Annotated in this window: 28 protein-coding genes; 15 read left to right on the forward strand and 13 right to left on the reverse strand. The window is 68.0% G+C overall.

Annotated features, from left to right (window positions below):
* Nucleotides 1-124 precede the first annotated feature (124 nt).
* From AC1M0F_RS13275 to AC1M0F_RS13285, 3 genes are all read left to right on the forward strand, one after another.
* Entirely contained in the window at nt 125-1,321 is a 1,197-nt protein-coding gene (locus AC1M0F_RS13275; RefSeq protein WP_480238725.1) for a glycosyltransferase, read from the forward strand.
* Complete coding sequence (locus AC1M0F_RS13280; RefSeq protein WP_480238726.1) at nt 1,318-2,130, forward strand: PIG-L family deacetylase; 813 nt, start codon at nt 1,318-1,320, stop codon at nt 2,128-2,130. The genes AC1M0F_RS13275 and AC1M0F_RS13280 overlap by 4 nt, the downstream gene beginning before the upstream one ends.
* Nucleotides 2,131-2,423: 293 nt before the next feature.
* Nucleotides 2,424-4,022 carry a M20/M25/M40 family metallo-hydrolase gene (locus AC1M0F_RS13285; protein ID WP_480238727.1) on the forward strand — a complete coding sequence of 533 codons (1,599 nt, stop codon included), beginning with the start codon at nt 2,424-2,426 and terminating at the stop codon, nt 4,020-4,022.
* A gap of 107 nt (nt 4,023-4,129) precedes the next feature.
* On the opposite strand, the gene AC1M0F_RS13290 is transcribed toward AC1M0F_RS13285, so the two are convergent.
* From AC1M0F_RS13290 to AC1M0F_RS13300, 3 genes are all read right to left on the reverse strand, one after another.
* Complete coding sequence (locus tag AC1M0F_RS13290; RefSeq protein ID WP_480238728.1) at nt 4,130-4,423, reverse strand: DUF1905 domain-containing protein; 294 nt, start codon at nt 4,421-4,423, stop codon at nt 4,130-4,132.
* Between the two features lie 7 nt (nt 4,424-4,430).
* The gene (locus tag AC1M0F_RS13295; RefSeq protein WP_480238729.1) at nt 4,431-4,679 is read right to left on the reverse strand and encodes a DUF8129 domain-containing protein; all 249 of its coding nucleotides are present in this window, start codon (nt 4,677-4,679) and stop codon (nt 4,431-4,433) included.
* A 149-nt stretch (nt 4,680-4,828) separates the two neighbouring features.
* Nucleotides 4,829-5,809 carry an NAD(P)/FAD-dependent oxidoreductase gene (locus tag AC1M0F_RS13300; RefSeq protein ID WP_480238730.1) on the reverse strand — a complete coding sequence of 327 codons (981 nt, stop codon included), beginning with the start codon at nt 5,807-5,809 and terminating at the stop codon, nt 4,829-4,831.
* A gap of 66 nt (nt 5,810-5,875) precedes the next feature.
* Here AC1M0F_RS13300 and AC1M0F_RS13305 point away from each other — a divergent pair, with 66 nt between their 5' ends.
* Together AC1M0F_RS13305 and AC1M0F_RS13310 are read left to right on the forward strand one after the other, a co-directional pair.
* A complete protein-coding gene (locus tag AC1M0F_RS13305; RefSeq protein WP_480238731.1) occupies nt 5,876-6,466 on the forward strand; it encodes a helix-turn-helix domain-containing protein in 591 nt (196 codons plus the stop codon).
* 45 nt (nt 6,467-6,511) lie between these two features.
* Complete coding sequence (locus tag AC1M0F_RS13310; RefSeq protein WP_480238732.1) at nt 6,512-7,339, forward strand: enoyl-CoA hydratase/isomerase family protein; 828 nt, start codon at nt 6,512-6,514, stop codon at nt 7,337-7,339.
* A gap of 37 nt (nt 7,340-7,376) precedes the next feature.
* On the opposite strand, the gene AC1M0F_RS13315 is transcribed toward AC1M0F_RS13310, so the two are convergent.
* The 4 genes from AC1M0F_RS13315 to AC1M0F_RS13330 form a co-directional block, all read right to left on the reverse strand.
* Nucleotides 7,377-7,805, reverse strand: a complete 429-nt coding sequence (locus tag AC1M0F_RS13315) for a hypothetical protein (protein ID WP_480238733.1) — start codon at nt 7,803-7,805, stop codon at nt 7,377-7,379.
* 1,453 nt (nt 7,806-9,258) lie between these two features.
* A complete protein-coding gene (locus tag AC1M0F_RS13320; RefSeq protein ID WP_480238734.1) occupies nt 9,259-10,758 on the reverse strand; it encodes a beta strand repeat-containing protein in 1,500 nt (499 codons plus the stop codon).
* Between the two features lie 92 nt (nt 10,759-10,850).
* On the reverse strand, nt 10,851-11,792 hold the full coding sequence (locus AC1M0F_RS13325; RefSeq protein WP_480238735.1) for a hypothetical protein: 942 nt from the start codon (nt 11,790-11,792) through the stop codon (nt 10,851-10,853).
* Between the two features lie 124 nt (nt 11,793-11,916).
* Nucleotides 11,917-12,801 (reverse strand): sulfurtransferase, encoded by an 885-nt coding sequence (locus AC1M0F_RS13330; RefSeq protein ID WP_480238736.1) that lies wholly within the window; start codon nt 12,799-12,801, stop codon nt 11,917-11,919.
* Nucleotides 12,802-12,912: 111 nt separating this feature from the next.
* Here AC1M0F_RS13330 and AC1M0F_RS13335 point away from each other — a divergent pair, with 111 nt between their 5' ends.
* The 3 genes from AC1M0F_RS13335 to AC1M0F_RS13345 all read left to right on the forward strand — a co-directional run bounded on the left by AC1M0F_RS13335 (nt 12,913) and on the right by AC1M0F_RS13345 (nt 16,707).
* A complete protein-coding gene (locus tag AC1M0F_RS13335) occupies nt 12,913-14,619 on the forward strand; it encodes a hypothetical protein (RefSeq protein ID WP_480238737.1) in 1,707 nt (568 codons plus the stop codon).
* A gap of 113 nt (nt 14,620-14,732) precedes the next feature.
* Entirely contained in the window at nt 14,733-15,683 is a 951-nt protein-coding gene (locus tag AC1M0F_RS13340; RefSeq protein ID WP_480238738.1) for an LLM class flavin-dependent oxidoreductase, read from the forward strand.
* A gap of 13 nt (nt 15,684-15,696) precedes the next feature.
* On the forward strand, nt 15,697-16,707 hold the full coding sequence (locus AC1M0F_RS13345) for a PHP domain-containing protein (protein WP_480238739.1): 1,011 nt from the start codon (nt 15,697-15,699) through the stop codon (nt 16,705-16,707).
* Between the two features lie 91 nt (nt 16,708-16,798).
* On the opposite strand, the gene AC1M0F_RS13350 is transcribed toward AC1M0F_RS13345, so the two are convergent.
* A complete protein-coding gene (locus AC1M0F_RS13350; protein ID WP_480238740.1) occupies nt 16,799-17,569 on the reverse strand; it encodes a VOC family protein in 771 nt (256 codons plus the stop codon).
* A gap of 334 nt (nt 17,570-17,903) precedes the next feature.
* Here AC1M0F_RS13350 and AC1M0F_RS13355 point away from each other — a divergent pair, with 334 nt between their 5' ends.
* Complete coding sequence (locus AC1M0F_RS13355; protein ID WP_480238741.1) at nt 17,904-18,155, forward strand: hypothetical protein; 252 nt, start codon at nt 17,904-17,906, stop codon at nt 18,153-18,155.
* 117 nt (nt 18,156-18,272) lie between these two features.
* Here the strand turns inward: AC1M0F_RS13355 and AC1M0F_RS13360 are convergent, their stop codons facing one another.
* Together AC1M0F_RS13360 and AC1M0F_RS13365 are read right to left on the reverse strand one after the other, a co-directional pair.
* The gene (locus tag AC1M0F_RS13360; RefSeq protein WP_480238742.1) at nt 18,273-18,755 is read right to left on the reverse strand and encodes an SRPBCC family protein; all 483 of its coding nucleotides are present in this window, start codon (nt 18,753-18,755) and stop codon (nt 18,273-18,275) included.
* Nucleotides 18,752-19,123, reverse strand: a complete 372-nt coding sequence (locus AC1M0F_RS13365; RefSeq protein ID WP_480238743.1) for an ArsR/SmtB family transcription factor — start codon at nt 19,121-19,123, stop codon at nt 18,752-18,754. The genes AC1M0F_RS13360 and AC1M0F_RS13365 overlap by 4 nt, the downstream gene beginning before the upstream one ends.
* Nucleotides 19,124-19,252: 129 nt before the next feature.
* Between AC1M0F_RS13365 and AC1M0F_RS13370 the strand changes: the two genes are divergently transcribed.
* The 6 genes from AC1M0F_RS13370 to AC1M0F_RS13395 all read left to right on the forward strand — a co-directional run bounded on the left by AC1M0F_RS13370 (nt 19,253) and on the right by AC1M0F_RS13395 (nt 23,185).
* Complete coding sequence (locus AC1M0F_RS13370; RefSeq protein WP_480238744.1) at nt 19,253-19,726, forward strand: nucleoside deaminase; 474 nt, start codon at nt 19,253-19,255, stop codon at nt 19,724-19,726.
* Between the two features lie 88 nt (nt 19,727-19,814).
* Nucleotides 19,815-20,714, forward strand: a complete 900-nt coding sequence (locus tag AC1M0F_RS13375) for a DUF4097 family beta strand repeat-containing protein (protein WP_480238745.1) — start codon at nt 19,815-19,817, stop codon at nt 20,712-20,714.
* Nucleotides 20,715-20,777: 63 nt separating this feature from the next.
* Complete coding sequence (locus tag AC1M0F_RS13380; protein WP_480238746.1) at nt 20,778-21,125, forward strand: hypothetical protein; 348 nt, start codon at nt 20,778-20,780, stop codon at nt 21,123-21,125.
* Between the two features lie 174 nt (nt 21,126-21,299).
* Nucleotides 21,300-21,728: a DapH/DapD/GlmU-related protein gene (locus AC1M0F_RS13385; RefSeq protein ID WP_480238747.1), complete on the forward strand. Its 429-nt coding sequence runs from the start codon at nt 21,300-21,302 to the stop codon at nt 21,726-21,728.
* Between the two features lie 75 nt (nt 21,729-21,803).
* On the forward strand, nt 21,804-22,295 hold the full coding sequence (locus AC1M0F_RS13390) for a tetratricopeptide repeat protein (protein WP_480238748.1): 492 nt from the start codon (nt 21,804-21,806) through the stop codon (nt 22,293-22,295).
* Nucleotides 22,296-22,393: 98 nt separating this feature from the next.
* Entirely contained in the window at nt 22,394-23,185 is a 792-nt protein-coding gene (locus AC1M0F_RS13395) for a tryptophan-rich sensory protein (RefSeq protein ID WP_480238749.1), read from the forward strand.
* Between the two features lie 45 nt (nt 23,186-23,230).
* On the opposite strand, the gene AC1M0F_RS13400 is transcribed toward AC1M0F_RS13395, so the two are convergent.
* The 3 genes from AC1M0F_RS13400 to AC1M0F_RS13410 all read right to left on the reverse strand — a co-directional run bounded on the left by AC1M0F_RS13400 (nt 23,231) and on the right by AC1M0F_RS13410 (nt 25,897).
* Nucleotides 23,231-23,650, reverse strand: coding sequence for a DUF1761 domain-containing protein (locus tag AC1M0F_RS13400; protein ID WP_480238750.1), 420 nt, complete (start codon nt 23,648-23,650; stop codon nt 23,231-23,233).
* 88 nt (nt 23,651-23,738) lie between these two features.
* On the reverse strand, nt 23,739-24,839 hold the full coding sequence (locus AC1M0F_RS13405) for an alcohol dehydrogenase catalytic domain-containing protein (RefSeq protein ID WP_480238751.1): 1,101 nt from the start codon (nt 24,837-24,839) through the stop codon (nt 23,739-23,741).
* A 173-nt stretch (nt 24,840-25,012) separates the two neighbouring features.
* Entirely contained in the window at nt 25,013-25,897 is an 885-nt protein-coding gene (locus tag AC1M0F_RS13410) for a 3-methyladenine DNA glycosylase (protein WP_480238752.1), read from the reverse strand.
* Between the last annotated feature and the right edge of the window lie 35 nt (nt 25,898-25,932).

Here is a 25,932-nt window from a genome sequence, read left to right on the forward strand (position 1 = left end):
TCGTCTATACGAGGACAGACCCCCGGATTTTCCTCCCGAAACCAACCAGCCGACCCCAACGTGTGCGTGCGGCGGCAGACGGGCACCGAAGCAACACTCAGCCAGCCCACCGTAAACTCAGGGAGTGACCCTCCACATCGCCATGATCAGCCTGCACACGTCGCCAGACGACGATCCAGGCACCGGCGACGTCGGCGGAATGAACGTCGCGGTCCGCTCAACGGCCCTCGCGCTCGCCGCCCAGGGCCATACGGTCGAGATCCTCACCCGGCGCACCGACCCCGACGGGCCGGCCGCGCACGACCTCGCACCGGGCGTCACCCTCCGTCATCTCGACGCCGGTCCGGCCGAACGCCGCATCAAGGGCGACCACGAGGCGTACATCGCCGAGTTCGCGCAGTCGCTTCAGGCCCTCGGACCGTACGACGTCGTGCACTCGCACCACTGGTTCTCCGGAGAAGCCGCGCTGGACTTTGCGCGCCGTCGTGGCATCCCGCACGTGCAGAGCTTCCACAGCATCGCGGCCGACCCGTCGACGCCGCTGTCCGACGGCGAACGCCCCGAATCCCCCGGGCGGATGCTCGGCGAACGGCACCTCGCACAGGCATCCGACGCGGTCATCGCCGTGAGCGCCGCCGAGCGCGACACCGTGATCACCCGGCTCGGTGCCTCCCCCGCGCACGTTGTCGTCGTCACCCCGGGTGTCGACGCGGACCTCTTCACCCCCGCCGTCGCGCCGGCCGCCCACCCCGGTTACATCGTCGCGGCCGCCCGCCTCGAACCGCTCAAGGGCCTCGACCTCGCCATCGAAGCGATCGCGGCGCTGCCCGACGTCCTCCGCCCCGAGCTCGTCATCGCCGGCGGACCCACCACCGGTCACGACGAATACCCCGCCGACCTCTGTGAGCACGCCCGCGCGCACGGGCTGGCCGACGGCATCCGTTTTCTCGGTCCGCAGTCGCGTGAGGACCTCGCCGAGTTGCTCCGTGGCGCCCGGATGCTCGTCGTCCCGTCGCACTCCGAAACCTACGGCCTTGTCGCGCTCGAGGCTGCTGCCAGCGGCATCCCGGTCGTGGCGACCGCGTCCGGTGGCCTGATCGAGGCCGTCGAGGACGGTGTCACCGGACTGCTCGTCGACTCCCGTGATCCCGCTGCGTGGACGGATGCCGTCCGCCGCCTGCTCGAGGACGACGCGCTGTCCGCCCGCCTCGGCGCCGCCGGGCGCACTCGCGCCGAACACTTCACCTGGGACCGCACCGCCGCGGCCACCGCCGATGTCTACACCCGACTGCTCACCCACCGAACGGACATCGCTTCGTGACCGACCTCTTCCCGACGCCCGGCATTCTCGACGGCGTCAGCTCAGTGCTGTTCGCCCATGCGCACCCCGACGACGAGACGCTCGCATCCGGTGGGCTCATCGCCGAACTCGTCGCGCGCGGTGTGCGGGTGACGTTGCTGACGGCATCCCGTGGTGAACGCGGCGAGATCGTGGCCGGTGCGTTGCCCGCCGACACCGATGCGGATGCCCTGACGAGCGCCCGCGAGGACGAGCTCACCGGTGCTGTGGCTGCGCTCGGAATCTCCGCGCAGTACTGGCTCGGTGACGAGCCGGCGCGGGCGACCGGGCGGCTTCCTCGGCGATACCGGGACTCGGGCATGGAATGGATCCGGCCCGGGCTGGCCGGCCCCGCTGGTGATGCGGATGCCGACGCGCTCTCGGTCGCGCCCCTGGACGAGGTCGTCGACGACGTCGCCGCGCTGCTCGCCGTGGAGCGGCCGTCCCTGGTGATCAGCTACGACTCCGATGGTGGGTATGGCCACCCCGACCACGTGCGGATTCGGGAAGCGGCTGTGGCGGCATCCGTCGCGGCGGGGATTCCCTATGCGGAGCTGCTCGAAACGCCGACGGATGACGCGGAGTGGTTGTCGCTCACGACGCACCGGGCGGTGGTGACGGCGGCGTTGCGCTGCCACGCGAGCCAGCTGACGGTCGTCGGTGACGATGTGGTGCACTCAGGTGGACAACGCGAGCCGATCGGCACAGATGTCGGGCTGCGGATCGTCGCCCCGTCGGATGTTCCGGTGATGTCGGTGCGCGCCCTGCGGGAGTTGCTCGACCAGCACTGAGTTTTGCGCGCACTTCGGCTTCGTCGTGCGCAAAACGACGCGAAGCGCACCGTTCGGGTCGATTTGCGCACTATGAACGGCGTGCCGGGTGTGGGACGCGAGGAGCGGACCCGAGCAGCGAAATCGGCGGATTCATGCGAAAAATGGCGTGCCACAGGACACCTGAAAGCCCGACGGAGGGTCCCCCAAAGAGCGGACACATTTGACCCGCGTTCGGGGGTAGTGTCGGGAGCACTGTGCCGGGGCAAGGACGCTCCGGTGCTGATTGTCACACTCCAACGAAGGAGCAATACATGATTCAGCGACGCAAATTAGGCATCGCGTTGGGGGCAACCCTCGCAACCGGTGCCCTGATCGCAGTCGGGTTCGCCGGACCCGCATACGCCGGTGGCGGCAAAGGCCACGGCAACGGAAACGGCAACAAATCGGTGTCTGAACAACTGCGCAAGGCCGTCACGGCCAAAGGCGTCAACCAACACCTCAAGGCACTACAGGGGATCTCGGATGCCAATGGCGGCAACCGGGCAGCGGGAACGGCGGGCCACGTGGCATCCGCTGTCTACTACGAAAAGCTGCTGAAGAAGGCGGGCTACACCACGTGGCGTCAGCCGTTCAGCTATGAGAAGTCGGTCGTCGACACCGCAGTCCTCGATCTGACAGCTCCCACGACGGCCAGTTACGAATACGGGGTCGACTTCGTCGAAGCGACCAACTCATCCGAGGGTGACGTCAGCGGCGCCGTGCAGGCCGTCGACATCAACCTCGTCGGCGACCGCGCATCGACGAGCGGTTGTGAAGACGCTGACTTCGACAGCTTCACCGCCGGCAACATCGCGCTCGTGCAGCGTGGTACTTGCGACTTCCGCGTGAAGGCTGACAACGCTCTCGCCAACGGCGCCATCGGCGTGATCATCTTCAACCAGGGCAACGTCGTCGAGGGCCAGGACCGCCTGGGCCTCTTCGGTGGAACGCTCGGCGAAACGGTCTTCGCACTCCCCGTCGTCACCACGCCGTTCGCACTCGGAGAGACGCTCGCCAACACGGCCGGCGCTGAAGTGCACCTCGCGTTCGATGCCCACATCGAAGCTGTCGACACGTTCAACCTCTTCGCGGACAGCCGCTTCGGTGACGTCAACAAGACGATCGTCGTCGGCGGACACCTCGACGGTGTCGCTGAGGGCCCCGGCATCAACGACAACGGTTCAGGAACGGCCTCGATGCTCGAGACGGCCCTGCAGATGTCGAAGAAGAAGATCGTTCCGACGAACAAGGTGCGTTTCGCATTCTGGAGCGGTGAAGAAGACGGCCTACTCGGCTCGAACTTCTACGTCGCACAGCTGACCCCGGCGCAGATCGCGCAGCACGCTGCCAACCTCAACTTCGACATGGTCGGCTCGCCCAACGCGGTGCGCTTCGTCTATGACGGAGACGGGGATGCCTTCGGTACCGCCGGTCCTGCCGGGTCGGATGCCATCGAGACCACCTTCGAGGACTACTTCGCCTCGCAGGGACTCGAGACAGCACCAACCGAGTTCAGTGGACGCAGCGACTACTTCGCGTTCATTGAGAACGGCATCCCTGCTGGTGGATTGTTCACCGGAGCTGAGGGCATCAAGTCCGCGGCCCAGGCGGCCATCTTCGGTGGCACCGCTGGTGCCCCGTTCGACCCCTGCTACCACGCGGCGTGCGACGACATCAACAACATCGACCAGAAGGTGCTCGGACAGATGGCTGACGCCATCGCCCACTCCACGGTCGTCTACGCCGGCGCCAAGGCCCTCAAGGGTCACGGCAAGGGCAACGGAAAGAACCACTACAAGGACGGAAAGGGCTACGGCAAGGGCCACGGTTCTGAGAAGTTCGGATACAAGGGTTACGACAAGGGACGCTAACGCTCCCTGCTGAACGCCTCGGGGTCTCTGCGCACGGCGCGGAGGCCCCGAGTGCTTTGTGGGGGTGCGGTTTCGATACGCTTCGCTACTCGACCACCGCAGCGCTGCTACAACTCGAGCAGCTCCAGGTGCACCTCGACGGGCTTACCCTCCTCTACGCCCTCCGCGGCACGCACAGCCTTCTTGATCGGGAGGATGTAGACGCCCTCGGTGCCGTCCGGAAACACCGAGGTGTCCCAGGTGGAGCCGCCGACCCGAACACGCACTTTTACTGCGCCGAAGCCGCGAGGCATCCGTGGCCGATCACGGATGTCTTCGCTCTCCTCCTCGGGCAACGAGACGAAGAACCAGGCAGCGTTGCCGCTCCAGGCCCAGAGCGGCGCAGTGAACGTGAAGTCCATGCGCGGCTTACTCGACCAACGGCGTCGGACGCGGCAGGTGCTCCCCCAGCGGCCCGCTCGGCTCGACCCCGCTTCGCACCGCCGCTAGCCGCTCCTTCAGCGCCTCGACGACGGCGGGGCGCCGCCCGTGCGATTCCTCATAGGCAAGCAGAGCGAGCACGCTCTCGGCGTCGAACGATTCCGCCAGATGCGGATGCTCAGGGCCCCCGAATTCAGCCGCAGCCGACGGGTCTCCCGACACCATCACGTCGTTCATGGTCCCCTCCACCGACGCCGTGCCCTGCGGCATCCCCTCACAGTCAATTGAACGCGTTGAACACGTCCAATTCAAGGGTACCGACACCCCCAGACAGTGGAGTTTTTGCCGCCCTGAACGGTGCGGGGACCAGCGCTGTCGGCAGGGCGCTACTCGACCAGCGACGGCGTGCGCGTCGCCCGATACGCCGCCACGGCATCCCGCGTCTCTTCGGCAACGAGATCCGCGTTGAGCGCGGCGCCGGCACGGAGCCCCTGCGCCGCAGACGTGACGACCTGCCCGACGAGGTCGGTGACGTTACCGGCCGCCCACACGCCGGGGATCGAGGTGGCGCCCATGGCATCCGTCTCGATGAAGGTGCCGACACCCATCGGGTGCGGCAGAACTTCGGCGCCGAGCGATTCCAGCAGGCCACCACGGGCCGTGAAGATCGGGGCGACGACAAGCTCTTCGATCGGGTAAACGGTGCCGTCGTCGAGCGTGACGCCGGTGAGGTGATCGCCGGATGCCTCGACGGATGCCACCCGGCCGCGAACAAGAGGGATGCCGCGGGCGGCGAGCTGCTCGAGCTCCTCCTCGGTGAGGTCGGGCGCCTGGTGCTGGAACACGGTCACCCGGTCGGTCAGCTGCCGGAACAGCATCGCCTGGTGCATCGCGCTCGGCCCAGTCACCAGGATCCCGATGGAGCGGTCGCGCACTTCCCAGCCGTGGCAGTACGGGCAGTGCAGCACGTTGCGGCCCCAGCGTTCGCGCAGACCCGGGATGTTCGGCAGCTCGTCGACGAGGCCCGTCGCGACGACCAGTCGGCGGCCGGTGAGCACGGTACCGTCGGCGGTCGTGACGGCGAAGCCGGCGTCGGTGCGCGCGAGGGAGACGGCAGTGCCGGGCACAACGGTTCCGCCGTACGACTCGACCTCGGCGCGGCCGAGCTGCATCAGTTCGGCGGGCGGGGTGCCGTCGCGGGTGAGGAAGTTGTGGACTCCGGATGCCGGAGCGTTACGTGGCTCGCCCGCATCGACCACGACCACGGAACGGCGGGCCCGGCCGAGGGCGACGGCGGCGCTCAGACCGGCGGCGCCACCGCCGACGATGACCGCATCGAAGAGAGAAGGAGAAGTGTTGTTTGTCATGATTCAAGGGTCGCTCCGCGGCATCCGAATTGACAAGCTTTGTTGCTGCAATGGCAAACTGGAGGCATGGAAGATTCGACGGACGACATCCTCAATGCGGTCGGCCCCCGTCTGCGTGCATTGCGTCTGCGGCGGCACGTGACCCTGGCGGACCTGTCTGCGGCGACCGGCATCTCGGTGAGCACCCTGTCGCGGCTCGAGTCCGGGCAGCGCCGGCCGAACCTCGAACTGCTGCTCCCCCTCGCCCGGGAGCACGGCGTCCCGCTCGACGAACTCGTCGGCGCTCCGGCGACCGGGGATCCACGCATCCACATCCGGCCGATCAGCCACCACGGCATGACGATCCTGCCGCTCAGCCGTGATTCCGGTGGGATGCAGGCGTTCAAGACCGTGATTCCGGCGACGTCACCGCGGACCGAGCCTGACCCCAAGGTGCACGAAGGATACGAGTGGATCTACGTGCTCAAGGGTGAACTGCGGCTCGTGCTCGGCGAGCATGACCTCGTGCTGACCGCAGGCGAGGCGGCCGAGTTCAGCACGCAGACTCCGCACTGGTTCGGGCGGGTCGGGAACGGTGCGGTCGAGTTCCTCAGCCTGTTCGGCAAGCAGGGCGAGCGGATGCACGTGCGCGCGAAGCCGCAGCGGGCAGCGCGCTGATCGTCGGTTGTTGATTTTCGAAACCCACAGGTCTACCGTCGCCCCATGACGACCAACCAGTTTCAGCTTGACCTCGTCTCTCCGGCCTATTGGCGAGTCACCTTCTCCAACGGACCCGTGAATCTGCTCGACCCGGACTCCATCGAACAACTCGCCGAGCTCCTGAGCAACGCCGAACAGGACCCTGAGCTCCGCGTGATTGTCTTTCGGAGCGAGAACCCTGACTACTTCATGGCGCACTGGGATCTCCTGGCCGACAAGGCACGGGTGGCGAGCATGACGCCCGGGCTCACCGGACTTCACCCGTACCTGGACAACTTCATCCGTCTGAGCAAACTCCCCGTCGCGACGATCTCTGTAATTCGAGGGCGCGCTCGTGGTGCCGGCAGCGAATTCGTCCTCGCCACCGACATGCGATTCGGCTCGGAACGCGCGATCCTCGGACAGTTCGAAGTCGGTATCGGAGCAGTGCCAGGCGGAGGCCCGATGGCGCGGCTCGGGCGCCTCGTCGGGCGGGGCCGGGCCCTCGAGATCCTGCTCGGCGCAGACGATTACGACGCCGAAAGAGCCGCCGCCTACGGCTACATCAACCGGGTCATCAGCGATTCAGCGATCGAGGCCGAAGTGGATTCGCTTGCCAGGCGAATCGCGGGTTTCGACAAGACCGCAGTGGCCCAGACGAAAGCTCTCGTCGACACGGCGACACTTCCTGAGGACCAGGAATTCGCTCCCGGGCTTCAGGCGTTCTTCGCGACGGCGGGCCGGCCAGCGAGCCAGCCTCTCATCCGCAGCCTCTTCGCCCGGGGCCTGCAGCAGGCCGACGGGGTCGAAATGGACCTCGGACGCCACGTCGGAGCACCGATCGACGGCTGATGCCCCGTCGGCGTTCGGCCGTCTCGTGCGGCCTGACCTACGACAGCCGACCTGGTTCCTTCGGGTTGTACAGCCAGCCGAGCCAGCCGTTTTCGGTCGGCATGATCTCGTACGCACCACAGACCGTCACGACGTCGGGGCGTTCGGCTGCCGTCCACGATGCCGTGAGCACCGGAACGCCCTGCCGCGGCTGCTCGGCACAGTCCCCGCGTGGCGTGCTGCCCGATTCGATGCGGATCACCGAGATCCGCTCATCCTTGGTCGCGAGTCGACGGATGCCGGTGGCATCCGTCGGGATCCAGCCCGGCATCTCGCCGCCGACCCAGCCCTCGGCAGCGGCGTCGTAGTCGGCGAAGTGCTCCTCGTGTGAGTTGCTGAGGAGCGTTTCGACGGAGCATCCGCTCATCGCGACACTGAGCGTGCCGGCGAGGATGAGAGCGGTCGTGATTCTGCGGAGCGGGGCCATGCTCCCAGTCCACCGTTTTGGCGTGGGACGCGAATCGGCTCCAGGGATGAGAGAGGCCCAACCAGAGGATGAGATCGTGCGCCGGCAAGAGGATGGGCGACTCCGGTTCCACCCGCTCGCCGAGTGCTGCAGTTGCCGCCCGGTGCTGCACTTGCAACTGGCGCACTCGACGGTAACTGCAGCGCTCGACTGAATGTGTTGCGCTCGGCGCCTGCTCGCACATCCAGAACCTGGGCGAGCAGGTCAAGGACGGGCTGCGCGGGCCTCCCCAACCGCAGATAACAACCGCGTTCTCCACACCCACACCGCGGGTGTGGCGTGTTCGGGCCACCGGCGACATCCTCATCGAATGGTCCAGGTGATCCGGCGACGGGAACAGGCTCTGCTCGGGACGAGCGACGCGGTGCTGCGGCGATTCACACACTCAGGTGACATCGTGCGCATCGCTCGCGGCTCGTATGTCACGAAGCAGGCCTGGACCGAACTCGAACCGATTGCCTTGCACGCGCTGCGGGTCTCGGAAGCTGTGGAACGGTCGCGATCTCCTCTTGTGCTGTCGCACTTTGCGGCGGCGGCGCTGTGGGGGATTCGCATCCTTGGCAGGTGGCCGTCCCAGGTCGATGTGTCGATCGACCGCTCGGCTGGCGGACGGTCGAGTGGATCCTTCACGCGACATTCCCGATCGATGGCAAACCTCGAGGTCCTCGAGATGGGTGAGTTCGTGTTGACCTCGCCGGCGCAGACCGTCACCGACCTGGCCCGGACGATGCGATTCGCAGATGCCGTGGCTGTGATGGATTCTGCCTTGCACGAACGGCGGAGCGGCGGGGCCCTCTGTACACGAGAAGAACTCAACGACATGGTCGATCGGAGTGCTGGTGCGCGCGGGTACCGTCGGGCGCTCGCCGCTGCGTCATTCGCGTCGTCACTGTCGGACTCAACCGAGGAGTCGCACAGCCGCGTCCAGATTCACCTTCTGGGGTTCCCGCCTCCCGAGTTGCAGGTGCGGCTCCGGCTACCGAGTGGACGTACGGCACTCCCGGACTTCTTCTGGCGCAAATACAGTCACGCGGGTGAGTGCGACGGCCGATCGAAGTACACGAACCCCACATTTCTCCGCGGGCGTACAGCGGAACAAGCGGTTATCGACGAGAAGAATCGGGAGAACGAACTGCGTCGCGTCGTTTCACGCGTCTCTCGGTGGGAACCCAGACATTTGTATCCGCCTCGTCAGCTGTACGACATTCTCGTTGGCAATGGGCTCCCATCGAACAAACCGCGCCCGTAGCAGCGGCGAGCGCTGCACCTTCTGTCAAGAGCGGCAGTTGCAACTAGCGCCCTCGACACAAAAGTGCAGCATTCGACTGCATGTGCAGCACTCGGGGCAACTCGTCGCAGGCACGACGGATGGCCCGAGCGGCCTGAGCCGCCCGAGCCGGTCCGTCACGCAGCGCTAGATCCGCTGCGCCTGGCGCTTACGCCCGAACAGCACGATCGCCGCACCGCCGAGCAGCATCAGGGCTGCGAGCCGGAGCAGCAGAGCCGTTCCGTCCGTGCCCGTTTCGGCGAGCCGCGGGTCAGCGGATGCCGTCGCCTGCGCGGTCATTCCCGTCTCGATTCCGGAGTTGCTGACACCCTCACTGGACGCGTCACCCGGGGTCGACGGAGCGCCGGGCTCCGACGGGTCGACCGGCGTGGTCGGCGTCGTCGGCATCCCAGGGACGGTCGGGGCGACCGGCGCGCTATCCGTGTCGGTGCCCGTCGAGCTGTTGCCGATCACGCTGACGCTGTTGCCACCGAGGTCGAGCGGAACGGTGACCACTGGAACCACCTGCGTGCCACCAGCGACACTGTCGTCACCGGAGTTCGTCGAACCCGCCGAGCCCGAACCGACCGGAGCCGTGGCACCCGTCGTCGAACCTGACGTCGATGAGTCGCCGATCACACTGACCGCATTGCCACCGACACCGACCGGAGCGGTGACCACCGGAACCACCTGCGTGCCACCGGCGACACTGTCGTCACCGGAGGTCGTCGAACCCGTCGAGCCCGAACCGACCGGAGCCGTGGCACCGGTCGTCGAACCTGACGTCGATGAGTCCCCGACCACACTGACCGCATTGCCCGAAGCGCCGACCGGAGCCGTCACCACCGGAGCGACCTGCGTGCCGCCGGCAATGCCATCGTCACCCGACGTGCTGGACGAGCCAGCCGGCGTCGCGGCATCCGTCGTCGAACCGGTCGTCGATCCAGAAGACGACGAATCGCCGATCACCGAGATCGCGTTACCGCTGGCGGTCACCGGGGCGGTGACGGCCGGCAGCACCTGGCTGCCACTCGCGATTCCGTCGTCACCGGACGTCGTCGATCCTGTGCCGGCGGCCGATCCCGCAGGGAGAGTCGAGCCAGTTGACCCATCCGAAGACGAATCGCGCACCACGCTGATGCTGTTGCCGCCGATGGTCACCGGCACGGTGACGGCCGGCAGCACCTGGCTGCCACTCGCGATTCCGTCGTCACCAGACGTCGTCGATCCTGTGCCGGCGGCCGATCCCGCAGGGAGAGTCGAGCCGGTTGACCCATCCGAAGACGAATCGCCCACCACGCTGATGCTGTTGCCGCCGATTGTCACCGGCACAGAAACAGCGCCGGTGACCTGGCTTCCGCTCGCGATCCCGTCGTCCCCTGAGGTCGAGGAGGCGGCGGTCGACGGTGCGGATGCCGCGGCTGGGTCAGTGTTGGTAGCCGCGGAGTCCGAACCGGAGTCCCCGAGAACGCTGACGGCGTTGCCGCCGACGGTCACCGGGATGGACACCACACTGTCGACGAGAGTGCCCGAGAGCACGCCGTCGTCACCGGATGTGTCAGCGGCGTTCGCCGCCGTGGCGCCGAGAAGGGTGATTCCCCCGGCGAAGAGAATGCCGTACAGGCACCTCGCAACTGTTCGATTCATGGTCGTACTCCTTGAAATCTGATGACGGATGTCCCTCCTCAGGCGGGAGGAGGTGGTTCGGATGCCTGCGCAGAATGCAGGCCGAACCGTCGTCAGTCAGGAGTCGACGAGAGGTCCCGGGCGAGGGATGACGGCACTGCGTCATTCTCGGCCGGGGACAGCGCGGCGTCGTGAAGCAGCGCAGCGAAAGGGCCGGAGCCGTTGTCGGCAGCACTGACGGGTCCGGCTGGACCGCCGGATCCCGCTCCCGAGTTCGCGCCGGACGGGGTCGGCGGCGCCGACGTCCCGTTGTCAGCCGGGCCCTGGGGCACTGGGTCCGGATGTTGCCGGGCGGACGCTGCGGGGCCTGCGCCCGCCCGGTAGTTCAGAGTCGCTGCCCACGACGACGTCGCCGGAGCGCTTGCGGTGGAGGAGTTCAGATCGGTGACGGATGCCGTCGCGCCGTCGGCATCCGGGAGCACCGGGAGCACCGGGAGCACCGGGAGCACCGGAATTGACGGAACGGACGGCGGACCGGGAAGTGTGACGTCGGTTCCGGTGCCGATCACGCCGGCCAGGACCTCGTCGACGACGTCGGTGACCGGTGAGGTGACATCCGTGACCGGGTGGTTCCCGAGAACATCCGAAACGACCGGGGAGCTGCCGACGACAGGGAGTGCTGCGACGACCTCGTCGACTATCGCTGCGACCGGGGTGACGACGCGGGAGACCGGCTTCGCGTCGACCACAGCGGCGACCGCCGATCGGACGGCGGGAACGACGGTGGCGACCGGAGCCGCGGGCGCCCGATCAGCATCCGGAGTGGCGATCGCGGAGACGACGGAATCGGTGGCAGAGCCGAGCTCGACGAGCGGTGCTTCGACAACGGTCACGACATCGGAGACGACGGAATCGACCAGAGAGCGCTCGTGGTCGTCAGCGCGAGCGGAGTCGGAGCCGAACATGAAGCTGAGGAAGAGCCAGACCAGGGCCAGACCGATCGAAGCGAGGAGCAGCCGCACAGGAGAGAGGATCACGGATCGCGAATCGTTCATGACCTCACCCCCCTCAGAGTCAGTCAGTTCACTCTGCCACGCAAAAAAAGATCGGCAACGCCCTTGCGAAGACGGATTATTGCGCGTATCTTTTCGCGCCGCCACTCGACCGGCGGTGTGCAGGTCAGCCCAGCGGGGCATCCGCCGGGACGCCTGCCTTGGCACCGGTGGCGACCGAACGGTCGGGATGGTTCGACCACTGGCTCCACGAACCCGGATACACGGCAGGCTCGAATCCCGCGAGGGTGAGGGCGAGCGCATGGTGCGCCGCGGTGATGCCCGAACCGCAGTACGCGCCGACCGGGATGCCGTCGCTCACGCCGAGTGCGGAGAATCGTTCGCGCAGCTGGTCCGCCGAGAGGAACCGGCCCCGGTCGTCGACGTTGCCGGAGGACGGAGCGTTGACAGCCCCGGGGATGTGGCCGGCGCGCGGATCGAGCGGCTCGGTCTCTCCGCGGTAGCGCTCCGGGGCGCGCGCGTCGAGCAGCACTCCCGTCGCAGCGAAGCCGGCTGCGTCGGCGATGTCGAGGACGGGAAGGTGACCGTAGGAGAGGGTGGCCGTACCCGGTTCGACGGTGACGTCGCCGGACTCGAGCTCGTTGCCCTGGGCCGTCCACTCGCCGAGGCCGCCGTCGAGCACCCGGACGTCGTCGAGCCCCGCATAGCGAAGCAGCCACCAGGCACGGGATGCCGCCGCGCTCTGCCAGTCGTCATAGACGACGACGCGGTCGCCGTCGTGAATCCCCCACGAGCGCACCGCCGCCTGCAGCACCTCAACCGTCGGCAGCGGATGCCGTCCGTCGGTCGCGGCCCCTTTCCGCGCGAGCTGCGTGTCGAGGTCGACGAACACCGCTCCGGGGATGTGCCCGTCGAGGTATTCCGGGCGTCCGTCGGGACGGTCGAGCCGCCAGCGCACGTCGAGCACGCGGATCGTGGCGCCCGCCTCCCGTTCGGCGAGAAGTTGGCTGGGGGTGAGAAGAACGGACACGGTGCCTCCGGGTATTGCCATACATCCATCGTGCCGGTCCTCGCTGGGAGCCGCCGCCACCGTGTCGGCTTGTCGCGCCGAAGGCTCGAGCGCTGATGTGCACCCCACGTCCGGGTGACATAGCGTGGATGCATGCCCCTCTTCACCCGTCGATCACGCACGACCGCTCTGGCCGTGACAGCGGTGCTCGCCCTCACGGCCTGCACCGCGGCCGAAGCCGAGCGGCCCGCGCCGACGACGGTGAAGACGACGGACCCGGATGCCGCCCTCACTGTGATCGCGGAAGCCACCGACAGCGAAGCATCCGTCGCCACCAGCAGGGAACTGTTCGACGCCTCGCCGCTGGTCATCATCGCTCCGTCCGCGGACGCGGACGCCCAGGAACTGGGCGCCAGGACCGCCGTCGCGCTCGGCGTGCCTCTGCTCATCGCCGATGCTGCCGACGAGGCGGAGCCGTCCGAGTCGACCACGCCCGCGCCATCGAGTTCGTCTCCGGCCCGCGCCGAGAGCACCGGCGGCAGGGCGCTGACGGCCGAACTCCACCGGCTCGACGTCTCGACCGCACTCGTCGTCGGTGACGTTGCGCCGCTCGCTGAGGAAGACACCGACTCGTCCGTCACCGTCGAACGGGTCGACGCGACAGCGGATGCCGTCCGCGAGGCGACCGGCGCACGCATCGGGGAGCCGACGGCATCCGACCCCGCCGGATTCGCCGCAGGTGTCGCGGCCCTCGAACTCCGCAAACCCGACGGTGCGCACACGCCCCCAGCCGGCGCCGTCTCCCACCCGAAACCCGCCCAACCGCTCACCGACACGCTCGCCCTCGCGGTCGACGGCGTGGACCAGCTCGCGGCCATCGCCTCGGCTCGGGCTGCGGGTGTCCCGGTGCACCTGGTGCCGGAGGCGTCCGCGAACCCGCAGGCGACAGCATCCGTCATCGACGCACTGCACGCGTCGGCCACGACGAAGACGATGGCGATCGGCCAGGCGTTCGCGGCCGAGACCGCCCTGGGGTGGAAGGTGAGGTCGGCGCGCAGCGGCATCCAGCTGCCGGGTGGCGGGCAACTGCTGTTCGCGCAGCACCAGTTCGTCGCCCTCTACGGCACGCCGAGCACGAGCGTTCTCGGTGTGCTCGGCGAACAGGATGCCGCCGGTGCTGTGCAGCGCGCCCGTGACGTCGCCGCGCCGTACTCGGCCCTGACCGACAAGACGGTCGTGCCCATGTTCGAGATCATCGCCACGGTCGCCGCCGGCGGCCCGGGGTCTGACGGCGACTACTCCAACGAGCTCTCCGTCGACGGGTTGCGCCCGTGGGTGGATGCCGCGGCGGCAGCAGGACTGTACGTCGTGATCGACCTGCAGCCGGGGCGTACGGACTTCCTCACCCAGGCGAAGCAGTACCAGTCGCTGCTCGAACTGCCGAACGTCGGACTCGCTCTCGACCCGGAGTGGCGGCTCGGGCCCGACCAGGTGCCGCTGAAGCAGATCGGGTCGGTCAGCGCCGCCGAGGTGAACAGCGTCACGACATGGCTCGCCGACCTCACGAACGCGAAGGCGCTGCCGCAGAAGATGCTCGTGCTGCACCAGTTCCGGCCGGCGATGATCAGCGACCGGGCGGCGCTCGACCTCAGCCGCCCGGAGATCGCCGTGCTCATCCACGCCGACGGTCAGGGCAGCCAGGGCGCCAAGCAGGCGACGTGGGCGAACCTGCACCGGGATGCCCCTGCCGGCGTCCACTGGGGCTGGAAGAACTTCTACGACGAAGACGTCCCGATGCTGACGCCCGAGCAGACGATGGGCGGGGTGTCGCCGGCACCCGACCTGGTCACCTACCAGTAGCGCCGGAGTTTCGGGAGGTAATTCGTGGGGTCAATCGCCCATACGTGGACAGACCCCCGGATTTTCCTCCCGAAGCCCGGCGGCCACGAATTGCCGTGCCATACGCTCGTAGCATGACGACGACATCCCCTCGCCAGGCCCGCATCGGAGTGCGGTTCGAACCCGACTGGGCGCCCGAACGCCTCCCCAACTTCGCCCGGTGGGCCGAGGAGGCCGGCTTCGACGAGCTCTGGTTCAGCGAGGACCTGCCCTGGGCCGGCGGCATCACCATGGCCGCGACCGCGCTCGCCGTCACCACGCGCATCCACGTCGGGATCGGCCTGCTGCCCGCGGTCACCCGCAACGTCGCCACGGCCGCGATGGAGATCGCTGCGCTCGCCCGCATCGCCCCCGGCCGGTTGTCGATCGGTCTCGGCCACGGTATCCCGAGCTGGATGGAGCAGATCGGTGCAGACGTGCCCCGCCGTTTCGCCGCGCTCGAGGAGACCGCCGTCGCCCTGCGGCGGCTGCTCGCGGGCGACGAGGTCACGGTCGACGGGCACCACGTGCATCTCGATGCGGTCCGGATCGGCTTCCCACCCGAGCAGGCACCGCCGATCTACCTCGGCACCACCGGGCCGACCGGGCTCCGCATCACTGGGCGCAGCTCAGACGGCGTACTGCTGCCCGAGATCGCGTCGCCGGATGCCGTGCGCTGGGCCCGTGAGGAGATGGCCGCCGCCGGGGACGCCGGCAGCACCGTGCTTCTCGCGATGACGAGCATCGGCGACGATCGGGACCAGGCCCTCGCCGAGGTCCGCTCCCGCGTGCAGCGGCTGATCGACTTCCGCGTGTTCGACCGGCTCACCGAGATCGCCGGGCTGGGCGCGGACGGAAGCGGCGAGCTGACCGACGACATCCTGCAATCGCTCGCTGTCGGTGGAACACCGGCGGACGGCGCCCGGGCGATCGCCGCGTGGACGGACGCCGGAGCAGACACGATCGTCCTGGTCGCCGGCGCCGACGATCCGATCGCCAGCTACCAGCGGTTTGCGGACGACGTCTTCCCCCTGATCGGACGCTGACGAAGGAGTTGCGATGAGACCGACGGACGCACTGGACGAGATCGCCTTCCTGCTGGAGCGCGACCTGGCCTCTCCGTACAAGACGAAGGCGTTCCGCGGAGCCCTCGCGGCGATCGGCTCTCTCAGCGATGACGAGATCGCGGCGCGGGTCGTCGACGGCCGTCTCAAGCGCACGAAGGGCATCGGCTCGACCACGTACACGGTGATCGAGCAGGCGGTGGATGGCGACGTCCCCGACTACCTCGCCGACCTCCGCGAGCGCATCGGCGGGCCGATCACGGATGCCGGGCAGAAGCTCCGCGCACAGCTCACGGGCGACCTGCACAGCCACACCTCGTGGTCAGACGGCACGACCGACCTGGCGACCATGGCGCGCACCGCACAGCGGCTCGGGCACGACTACCTCGTCGCGTCGGATCACTCTCCGTCGCTTCGCGTGGCGAACGGGCTCAGCTCCGAGCGACTCGAGGCCCAGCTCACCGAACTCGACGAGCTCAATGCGGAGTTCGACGGTTTCCGGATGCTCTCCGGCATCGAGGTCGACATCAACCTCGACGGCGCGCTCGACCAATCCGACGACATGCTCGGCCGGCTCGACATCGTCGTGGCCAGCGTGCACTCGAAACTGCGTCTCGATTCACGGGAGATGACCGAGCGGATGCTTGTGGGCATCCGTCATCCGCAGACCAACGTGCTCGGACACTGCACCGGGCGACTGGTGCAGGGCAGCAGGGGCACCCGGCCCGAGTCGAGCTTCGATGCGGCCGCGGTGTTCGCGGCGTGTGCTGAGAACGATGTGGCGGTCGAGATCAACTCGCGGCCCGAACGGCAGGATCCGCCGGACGACCTCATCGCGGTCGCCCTGGACGCCGGATGCCTGTTCAGCATCGACAGCGACGCGCATGCCCCCGGTCAACTCGGCTTGCTCGACCTCGGTGCCGCCCGCGCGGAGGCGAACGGGGTGCCGCCCGAGCGGATCGTCACGACCTGGCCGCTGGAGCGCCTGCTGGAGTGGGCGGGCTGACGGCGCTTCCGCTGCGCGCGAGATCGCAGTTACGCACCCAAATTTGCCCGAGACCCGGGTTTTGCGTGCGCAACTGCAATCTCGCCGGCGGTCAGAACGACATCAGGCGGAGGTGCGCCCCGGTCGGGTCGGTGACGGTCGCGATGCGGCCGTACTCGGTGTCTACGGCTTCGTCCTTCACCGTCGCGCCGAGCTCGATCGCCTTCGCGACGGTGGCGTCGACGTCGTCCGCTCCGAAGTACACCGCCCACGAGGCCGGCTCGCCCTCCGCAAGCGTCTTCGAGGCGTCGTAGATCCCGGCGAACGGCTGCCCGTCACGCTCGAAGGTCTTGTACCGGAAGTCGTCTGAGGTGCCCTCGTCCTTGAGGGTCCAGTCGAAGGCCTTCTCGTAGAACGTCACAGCTTTCTCGAAGTCCGACGCGAGCAGCTCGCACCAGACGGGTGCGCCGTGTTCTCGTTCGACCTGGAACCCGGTGTGATGCCCGGGCTGCCAGTAGCCGACGGATGCCCCCGTCGTGTCGGCCGCGAATCCCATCACGCCCATCTCGGGCACGCTCATCGGCTCGAACATGTTCGTGCCGCCCGCTTCGGCGATCGCGGCGGCGGTGGCCGTGGCGTCCGTCGTCAGGAGGTACACCGACCAACTGTCCGGATACGGGGCGTTCTCGTCCTTCTTCATCGCGCCGGCGATGCGGCGCCCGGTGGAACTGAAGCTGACGTAGCCGCCGTAGAGCACGTCGTCGCCGGTTTCGGCATCCCAGCCGAAGAGATCGGAGTAGAACTGCTGCGAGCGGGCGGGGTCTGAGGTGGAGAGTTCGAGCCAGCAGGGTGCGCCGGGCACGGTGACCGTGATGTCAGGCATGGGTTTCCCTTCGTCGTTGCGGCACAGGTTACCTTGCGCTCCGGAGGACCGGCTAGGGGTGCCGGCTGGGCGGCGGCGGAGCAGGTACCGTCTCCAACTTCGGAGAAATCGGCCGGAATGAGGCTTTGCGGTGCGGATTCGGCCCTCTCGGCGGAGAATCTCCGACATTCGGAACGCTGCCCGACCTGATTCCGCGTCAGAGGGCGGATTTCGGGAGGAAATTCAGGGGGTCGATCGATGTATCGGCGATGGACCCCCGATTTTTCCTCCCGAAGTACACGCATTGAGCGTGAGAGGGTGGAGGGATGCTCCTCCCCCAGACCTCGACACCCGAATGTTAGGCGAGGAAGCGGTCGCCTTCCTCCGCGCAACCGCCGAGGGCACGCGCGTCGTGGTGCGGCACCAGCTGGACGACGGCCGAGCGACGGATGCCCTCGGCTGGTTTCTCCGCGCGGACAGCACGCACTGCGCGATCGCGACGAAGCGCGGGCTCGAGACCGTCGCGTTCGCCAGGGTTCTCGCGGCCAAGGAGGTTCCGCCGCCGCCGGAGCCGCGCTCGCGGCGGCGGGCGCCCGAGCCCCGTTGATCGATTAGCGACAGAGCGAAGCGAGCGTACCGAGATCCGCAGAGGGTCTCGATTCGCTCGCTTCGCGGGCTGCTCGACCAATGAGTAGGGGCGACCTGCTCGACCAACGTGCGGGCGTCAGGACACCGTGGCCTTCGCAAGCAGCTCGTCGAGCTGCTCGTAGCCCTCGTTGACGCCCTTCTCCATTCCGGACTCCGCCATACCGTCGCGGTTCTCGACCGTGGGGTAGACGCTGTGGCCGGTGACACGGGTACGACCGTTGCCGAGGTCCTCGAGTGTGAGGAACTCCAGGCTGACAGCGCCGGGGAAACCCTCGAACTCGAAGGTCTGCACGATGCCCTTCTCGAGCGACGCGGAGTGCACGATCCCGTTGAACCAGTACTCCTCGTCGCCGTCGCGGTGCACGTAGCGGTAGCCGCCGCCGGTGACCAGGTCCCAGCGCTCGATGTCCATCTTGTAGCCGCGCGGTCCGAGCCATTCGACCACGAGCTTCGGATCGGTGTGGGCGCGGTAGACGGCCTCGATCGGCGCATCGAACTCGCGCACGATCTCGATGAACGGTTGTCCCTCAGGAACGGTGATGGTGGTGGGGTTCGTCATTTCTTTTCCTTTCTTTGTGGTGGGGTGGTGACGTCTGTGTGCATTCCGGCCAGGACGGAGTCCAGCCGGCGGAAGCTTGATTCGGTGGTGAGCCGGTACGTGTCGATCCACGCGGTGAGGTTCTCGAGCGCCTCGGGGATGAGGTACGCCGGCCGCCGCTGCGCGTCGCGCGTGCGGCCGATGAGCCCCGCCTGCTCGAGCACCTGGATGTGCTTCGAGACCGCCTGCTTCGAGATCGCGAAGGGTTCAGCGAGTTCGTTGACCGTCGCGGGGCCGCGACTCAGCCGCGCAACGATCGCGCGACGCACCGGGTCCGCCAGGGCGAGGAACGCGCGATCGAGCCGGGTGTCGGCATCCGTGTCGGTCATCGTAATCAACTAACTCCTTGATCAACCATTTGATTGTTAACGTAGAACGGATGCTCCGCCCCGTCAAGACCTCATCACGATATTTTTCGGGTACTGGGCAAGGCAGCGACCGCGTGATAGGCAGGAGGCATGTCACGTGCAGAGGATTCGGCTGAGCACCTCGACGCCGCGGTGGCGCTGGCCGTGGAGAGCGTCCACACCGGCGGCGGACCGTTCGGCGCCGTGATCGTCACCGCGAGCGGCCGCACGTTCACCGGCACCAATCAGGTGACGGCTCACAACGACCCGACGGCGCACGCCGAGGTGGTCGCGATCCGGCGGGCGTGTGTCGCGCTGGGGACGTTCGAGCTCTCCGGCTGCACGCTCTACTCGAGCTGCGAGCCGTGCCCGATGTGCGTCGCGGCAGCGCTCTGGGCCCGGATCGATGCCGTCGTCTACGCCGCCGACCGCCACGACGCCGACCGCGCCGGGTTCGACGACGCCCGGTTCTTCGACCACTTCGACGGCATTGCCCCGGCAATCCCGATCACCGCAGGAGAGGCCACGGACAAGCTCGCGCCGTTCACCGCCTGGGAGGCGAAGCCCGACCGCACCGACTACTGAGCAGACCCCTCGCCGCAGCACGCCGCTGTGGCTACCCTTGTGCCAGAGAGACCCGAACTCACGCACGATCAGGAAAGAGGGCTCCACCATGACCATCCCGCCAACGGCCCCTGGGGAACCGCCGGCCGCTCAACCCCCGCCGCCGGACTACCCGCCGGTCCCCGCCCAGCCACCCGCCCCGGCACCGCGGAAGGGCCTCTCGCCCGGGCTCGCGATCCTGCTCTTCGTCGGCATCCCGTTGCTTCTCATCGCTCTCATCGTCGCCGGGTCGATCGCCGCGGTGAACGCCTTCCGCGGAACGCCGATCACCGAGAACGTCGACGCCGAGGCAGGCACGAGCATTTTCATCGACGTGCCCAACGCGGCCATCCGGCTGACGGCGAGCGAGGACGACCAGATCCACGTCACGATGCGTGGCACCTTCTCGGGCACAAGGCCACCGCTCGACGTGAGCGCCTCAGGTGACGAGACCGAGATCCGCGGCGGATGCCCGGACGGCTGGGTCCTGTTCCTGCCGCTCAACAACTGCCGGGTGAGGATCGACGTGTCCCTCCCGCCGGACCTCGAAGTCACCGCGACCGGGCGGAACGGCAGCGTCACGGCCGAAGACCTCACCGGCGCTCTCGACCTGTCGACGACGAACGGCGCGATCGAGGTGGACGGGTCGAGCGGTGTGCTCGCCCTGCACACGACGAACGGGCGGATCGAACTCGAGGACTCGACCTCCGCCGAGGTGCAAGCCGAGACGACGAACGGCGCCGTCCATCTGTCGTTCTCGGACGCCCCCGATGAGGTCTCTGCGAACAGCACGAACGGCGAGATCCGCATCCAGGTGCCCGACGACGGCACCGAGTACTTCGTCGAAGCCGACACGACGAACGGGCGGATCGACACCCAGGACGTGCCCGGCGACCGCCGCGCCGATCGTACTCTCACGGCACAGACCACGAACGGCGGCATCACGATCGAGACCTCCAGGAGGCGCTGAAGCAAGGGGTTGAATCGCGAGAGCGGGGGCGGGTTGGCTGGCTCACGACGAAGGGAGCCAGCCGTGACCGTCACACTCAACCAGCCCGCATTCCGCCAGGCGAAGAAGCTCATCGCTGAGGGCAAGGTCGTCCGCGACGAACGCGACGACTGGAGCGAGCACGCCCCGACAGCGGGCCAGGAGAACGACTTCCTCGACACGCACACCTGGTCCGACTACTCGCATTGGTACCTCGGCGTCGACGACGACGCGCCGAAAGACACCAAGGGGCACTACAAGTTCCCGATCGGCGACTTCCGCAAGGTCCACCGCTGCGGCGTCATCTCGGCCGAGAGTCGGGCCGGGCAGAACGACTACGACGACATCCGGGATGCTCTGAAGAAACTCCTCGACCGCATCGATGCCGACTGACCCGGATTTCCGCCGACGAACGAATGCTGTCGAGGGCGATCAACGGCATCCCTCGCGTGCCCTGCAGGATTCCTGAGAGGACGCTGAGTAGGAGGAATCGCGCATAACTCGCCGCTGTTGAGGGTGATAGCGCACAAATCCGCTCCCTGTTGCGGTCGTGCGCCGAAGGAGATCATGAGCAAAGTATTTGAAGAGATCGAGTCCCAGGCGGGCGAGATCGCGAAGTACCGTCGCCACAGCAACGGTCGCGGACTCGTCGCCTCAACCGCCACGGTCGACCCGACGACCTTTCTCGATCCCACCGCGTATGTCGAGCCCGGCGCGCACGTCGCCGGCCGGGGCTGGGTCGGTGCCGGAAGCTGGATCGACCGAGACGTCACCGTCGCGGCCGGGGTCTTCGTGGGCGCCAATGTCCACATCGGCGAAGGCAGCACGGTCGGGGTCGGTGCCGAGATCGGCAGCCACTCCCGCATCGGCGCCAACACGAAGATCGGCGCGGGGGCGCACATCACCCGTGACACCACCCTCCCGGCAGGGTCGGTCGTCCCCGGCCGCAGGCGCACCACGGTGCCGCTGAAGAGCGACATGACGCGGGCCGCGTAGCGCGGAATCGTTCCAGACGCTTCACCCCGATGACGGATGCCGCCCAACGGCATCCGTCATCGCTATCGTTGCCCCATGGACGCGAACGACTGGGAAGACCGCCTGGCCGGCCTGTGGGCCGACATCGATGAGTACGACGAGGGTGACTTCGTCACGACGATGGAGGCGCTCGTCGCCGAACGACCACCAGGGGACCCCGTCGGCCTGTTCGAGCTGGCCGGGTCGTACGACTCGACCGGCAGGACCGACCTGGCCGTGCCGCTCTACCGCGAGGCCCTCGCCGGCGGGCTCGATGACGACCGGCGTCGGCAGGCGGTGATCCAGCTGGCGAGCTCGCTGCGCAACCTCGGCCACGCCGACGAAAGCGTCGCGCTGCTGACCGGTGAGGCGGAGGCGGGTTCCGACGAGCTCGACGATGCCGTTGTCGGATTCCTGGCGCTGGCCCTCGCCGATGTCGGCAGGGAGCGGGAAGCCCTGTCGATCGCGCTCGGAGCACTCGCCCCCCATTTGCCGCGGTACCAGCGTTCGCTCACGAACTACGCGCGCCAGCTGACCGAGCAGGACTGACGCGGGAACGCCAGCTGACGGCAGCCTCGCGATCAGGCTTGCTAGGGTCGAGGAACGCTCGGGGTCGTGCGATCCCGTGGCTATCGAGGGGGAGCATCGTGAAACACAACGACCGTCTGCGCCAGATCATTGTCCTGATCAGCGCACTCATCGCCATCGTAGGGTCGTTCATCGGCTCGGGGGCAGCCGGTGGCACGCCGATCGCCGAGGCATCCGGCGGTGCCCTCGCAGCGGATGCCACGCCCGTCGCCCCTGACGGCCCCGCTTTCGCGATCTGGTCGGTCATCTACGCGGGCCTACTGGCCTATGCCCTCTGGCAGTTGTTGCCGGCACAGAAGTCGGATGAGCGGCACCGTCGGCTCGGCTACCCGATCGCGCTGTCGCTGATCCTCAACGCGGCGTGGATCCTCAGTGTGCAGTTCGACCTGCTCTGGGCCAGCGTCCCGATCATCGTGCTGCTTCTGCTCGTGCTGATCCAGGCGTTCCGCCTCACGCTCGCGTCTCGCCCGAAGAACCTCGTCGAAGCGATCGTCACCGACGGGACCGTGGGGCTCTACCTGGGCTGGGTCACGATCGCCACGGCCGCGAACGTGGCCGCCGTCCTCGCTGCGGCCGGGTTCACCGGATTCGGGATCTCTGCCGACGTGTGGGGCGTCCTCGTCATCGTCGTCGCCGGAGTGATCGGCATCGGACTCGCCCTCTACGGCCGGGGACGCCTCGCGCCGTCCGCCTCGCTCTGCTGGGGAATCGGGTGGGTCGCCGTTGGGCGCCTGACCGGCGACCTCGAGTCGGTTCCGACGGCGATTGCCGCGGTCATCGTGGTCGCGGCCATTCTGATCGTGACAGTCGCGGCACGCATCCGGGCGCCACGGCCGCTCCCCACGCGCTGAGGCGCTCCGCCGCGCCGCGCGGGTAGGCAAGCGCAACGTGTCGGATCAGGCGGGCCAGACTCCGATGATGATGGCCATGATGACGATGGTCACGAACTCGTGGGCCACGTTGAGCACGGTCAGGCCGGCCGGGCGGCCGTCGAAGGCGTCGTGTGTGATGAAGCGTGCGGCGGTGAAGCCGGCCCAGAGGATGATGCTCGTCAGCAGGGCGTTGACGAAGAAGCTTCCGCCGTAGAAGTCCCACGAGATGAATGCGGCGCCGGCCAGGACCCACGCCGTGATGAAGCTGACGACCAGGGTGAGCAGGATCGGCCGGATGGCATCCTTCGAGTTGCCGGACGGCGTGACGTTCGCAGCCTTCATCCAGTAGGTGCCGAAGACCTTCGGCGTGTACCAGATCGAGCCGACCACCATGCTCGAGAGGGTGGCGAGGAGAACTGCCCAATAGTTGATCTCGGGGACCATGCTGTGTCCTTTCCGTGTGACGGATGTGGCTGAAGTGTAGTCCCGATACGGATGCCGTCGGTAGGGTTCGCGGGTCCCGGTCGCACCCTCAGAAGACGATGATCTGGCGGAGAGCGCGACCGTCGGCGAGAGCGTCCATCGCCGCGTTCACCTCGTCGAGGCCGATCTCCGCCGAGACCAGCTTCTCCACCGGCAGGCGGCCTGCGCGCCAGAGGTCCGCGAAGATCGGGATGTCCCGTGAGGGCACCGCTGAGCCGAGGTAGCTGCCGACGATGGTCCGCGCCTCGGCCACGAGTCCGAGCGGGGAGACCTGCGCGAACGCGGTCGGAGCGGGGAGTCCGACCGTGATCGTGGTTCCGCCTGGGGCGGTCAGCGCCACAGCCGTCTCGAACGCACGCACATTGCCGGCCGCCTCGATCACCGTGGCCGATTTCACGCCCTGCTCCGTGGCATCCGCCGGGCTGTACGCAGCGGACGCCCCGAGTTCGAGCGCCTGCCCGAGCTTGTCGGGGTTGGCGTCGACGCCGATCACCGTCGCGCCGAGCGCGAGCCCGGTGAGGAGCGCGGCCATTCCGACGCCACCCAGCCCGACCACGATGAGCGTGTCGCCCGTCTTCGGTTTGGCGAGGTTGATCACGGCGCCGCCGCCGGTGAGCACCGCACAGCCGAGCAGTGCGGCCACGTCGGCGGGGATGTCCGCGTCCACCCGCACGATCGACCGGGCGTCGACGACCGCATGGGTCGCAAATCCGGAAACGCCGAGGTGGTGGTGCACGGCAGCGCCACCTCGGCTGAGGCGTTCCTCACCCGAGAGCAGCGTGCCTGCGTTGTTCGCCGCCGAGCCGGGGCCGCAGGGGAGCAGGCCGTCGGAGCGGCATCCGTCACAGTCGCCGCAGCGGGGAAGGAAGGTCATGACGACCCGGTCGCCGAGCGCGAGGCCGTCGACCCCGTCGCCGAGTTGTTCGACGATGCCGGATGCCTCGTGGCCGAGCAGCATCGGCACCGGCCTCTGGCGGTTGCCGTCGATCACGGACAGGTCGGAGTGACAGAGACCGGCCCGTTCGATCCGGACGAGCACCTCGCCCGCGCCGGGCGGGTCGAGCTCGAGTTCGGAGATAGAGAGTGGGCGGGAGTCGGCGTACGGACGCGGGCGCCCGATCTCCTCAAGCACGGCACCGGAAATTCTCATGCGTTCTCACCTCGTCGTGTTCGCGCCGCCGACAGGCGACCCCGACGATCTTCGCACGCTCGCGCCCGGAGTCGTGGTTTCGGGAGGACGCTTCAGTCGCTTCGCTCCTTCGAGCGAGCACGGAGGGTGTATCGCCCATACGTGGACGGACCCCACGGTTTTCCTCCTGAAACTCAGGCAGCGACCGCGCGGGCCACCTGGATCGCGTCGACCAGCCGGGCGCGCAGTGCATTCGACCGCTCGGCGAACGCGCGCTGCTTCCGCACGTACTCGGCCTTGCCCTCCGGCGTCTCGATCGCGACCGGTTCAGCGCCCCACGGTGCCATGTCGTACGGCGACGCCCGCATGTCGAGCCAGCGGATGTCGCGGGCGAGCACGAACGCGTCGAGCAGGATCTCCCCTGGCACGAGTGGCCCGAGTTTGATCGCCCATTTGTAGACGTCCATTCCGGCGTGCAGGCAGCCGGGCTGCTCGAGCTCCGGCGACGACTCGCGGGTCGGCTGCAGCCGGTTGAGTGGCACGGCCGCCGGTGTGAAGAAGCGGAAGGCGTCGAAGTGCGAACAGCCGATGTGGTGCGACTCGACGACCTCGTCCGTGCCGGCCTGCCCCAGGCGGAGCGGCACAGGATGCCGGTGCTCGCCCTGCTTGTAGACCATCGCCCACTCGTGCAGTCCGAAGCAGCCGAACTGGCTCACCCGCGCCGCGGTGCGACTGAGCAGCTTCTCGATGAAGTCGACCGACGCGCGGTTCGCCCCGAGATACCCGGCGGCGTCGACGGTGATGCCGTCGCCGTCTGCTCGGTACCAGCGCCAGTCCGCGCGGTCGAGGCCGGCGGCATCCGTCAGCTCGAGACCGGCGCCGGGGTGCCAGCGACGAATGTGCCTCGGCTTGAACGGGTAGTAGGTGAAGAGGAAGTCCTCGATCGGATGCTTCTCGCCCCGCTGCACGCGCACCCGCCAGTCAGCGGTGAGGGCGTCGGCGCGCCCCTGGTGCGCGGCCTCGCGCGCCTCCCACTCGACGCGCAGCATCGCCGTGGTCAGAGCAGTCAGGGTGGGCATGCTCCCACGGTAGCCCGTGCTTGCTGGGAGTGCCG

Source organism: Mycetocola sp. Y719, assembly GCF_056713205.1.

Coding starts and splice junctions, on each gene's coding strand:
- AC1M0F_RS13365 (WP_480238743.1), bottom strand. CDS start 19,123: ATGACCGACACGGATGCCGACACCCGGCTCGATCGCGCGTTCCTCGCC.
- AC1M0F_RS13290 (WP_480238728.1), bottom strand. CDS start 4,423: ATGGACTTCACGTTCACTGCGCCGCTCTGGGCCTGGAGCGGCAACGCT.
- AC1M0F_RS13345 (WP_480238739.1), top strand. CDS start 15,697: ATGAGACCGACGGACGCACTGGACGAGATCGCCTTCCTGCTGGAGCGC.
- AC1M0F_RS13300 (WP_480238730.1), bottom strand. CDS start 5,809: ATGACAAACAACACTTCTCCTTCTCTCTTCGATGCGGTCATCGTCGGC.
- AC1M0F_RS13305 (WP_480238731.1), top strand. CDS start 5,876: ATGGAAGATTCGACGGACGACATCCTCAATGCGGTCGGCCCCCGTCTG.
- AC1M0F_RS13390 (WP_480238748.1), top strand. CDS start 21,804: ATGGACGCGAACGACTGGGAAGACCGCCTGGCCGGCCTGTGGGCCGAC.
- AC1M0F_RS13405 (WP_480238751.1), bottom strand. CDS start 24,839: ATGAGAATTTCCGGTGCCGTGCTTGAGGAGATCGGGCGCCCGCGTCCG.
- AC1M0F_RS13295 (WP_480238729.1), bottom strand. CDS start 4,679: ATGAACGACGTGATGGTGTCGGGAGACCCGTCGGCTGCGGCTGAATTC.
- AC1M0F_RS13410 (WP_480238752.1), bottom strand. CDS start 25,897: ATGCCCACCCTGACTGCTCTGACCACGGCGATGCTGCGCGTCGAGTGG.
- AC1M0F_RS13355 (WP_480238741.1), top strand. CDS start 17,904: ATGTTAGGCGAGGAAGCGGTCGCCTTCCTCCGCGCAACCGCCGAGGGC.
- AC1M0F_RS13350 (WP_480238740.1), bottom strand. CDS start 17,569: ATGCCTGACATCACGGTCACCGTGCCCGGCGCACCCTGCTGGCTCGAA.
- AC1M0F_RS13375 (WP_480238745.1), top strand. CDS start 19,815: ATGACCATCCCGCCAACGGCCCCTGGGGAACCGCCGGCCGCTCAACCC.
- AC1M0F_RS13385 (WP_480238747.1), top strand. CDS start 21,300: ATGAGCAAAGTATTTGAAGAGATCGAGTCCCAGGCGGGCGAGATCGCG.
- AC1M0F_RS13310 (WP_480238732.1), top strand. CDS start 6,512: ATGACGACCAACCAGTTTCAGCTTGACCTCGTCTCTCCGGCCTATTGG.
- AC1M0F_RS13400 (WP_480238750.1), bottom strand. CDS start 23,650: ATGGTCCCCGAGATCAACTATTGGGCAGTTCTCCTCGCCACCCTCTCG.
- AC1M0F_RS13370 (WP_480238744.1), top strand. CDS start 19,253: ATGTCACGTGCAGAGGATTCGGCTGAGCACCTCGACGCCGCGGTGGCG.
- AC1M0F_RS13335 (WP_480238737.1), top strand. CDS start 12,913: ATGCCCCTCTTCACCCGTCGATCACGCACGACCGCTCTGGCCGTGACA.
- AC1M0F_RS13360 (WP_480238742.1), bottom strand. CDS start 18,755: ATGACGAACCCCACCACCATCACCGTTCCTGAGGGACAACCGTTCATC.
- AC1M0F_RS13285 (WP_480238727.1), top strand. CDS start 2,424: ATGATTCAGCGACGCAAATTAGGCATCGCGTTGGGGGCAACCCTCGCA.
- AC1M0F_RS13315 (WP_480238733.1), bottom strand. CDS start 7,805: ATGGCCCCGCTCCGCAGAATCACGACCGCTCTCATCCTCGCCGGCACG.
- AC1M0F_RS13320 (WP_480238734.1), bottom strand. CDS start 10,758: ATGAATCGAACAGTTGCGAGGTGCCTGTACGGCATTCTCTTCGCCGGG.
- AC1M0F_RS13330 (WP_480238736.1), bottom strand. CDS start 12,801: ATGGCAATACCCGGAGGCACCGTGTCCGTTCTTCTCACCCCCAGCCAA.
- AC1M0F_RS13340 (WP_480238738.1), top strand. CDS start 14,733: ATGACGACGACATCCCCTCGCCAGGCCCGCATCGGAGTGCGGTTCGAA.
- AC1M0F_RS13325 (WP_480238735.1), bottom strand. CDS start 11,792: ATGAACGATTCGCGATCCGTGATCCTCTCTCCTGTGCGGCTGCTCCTC.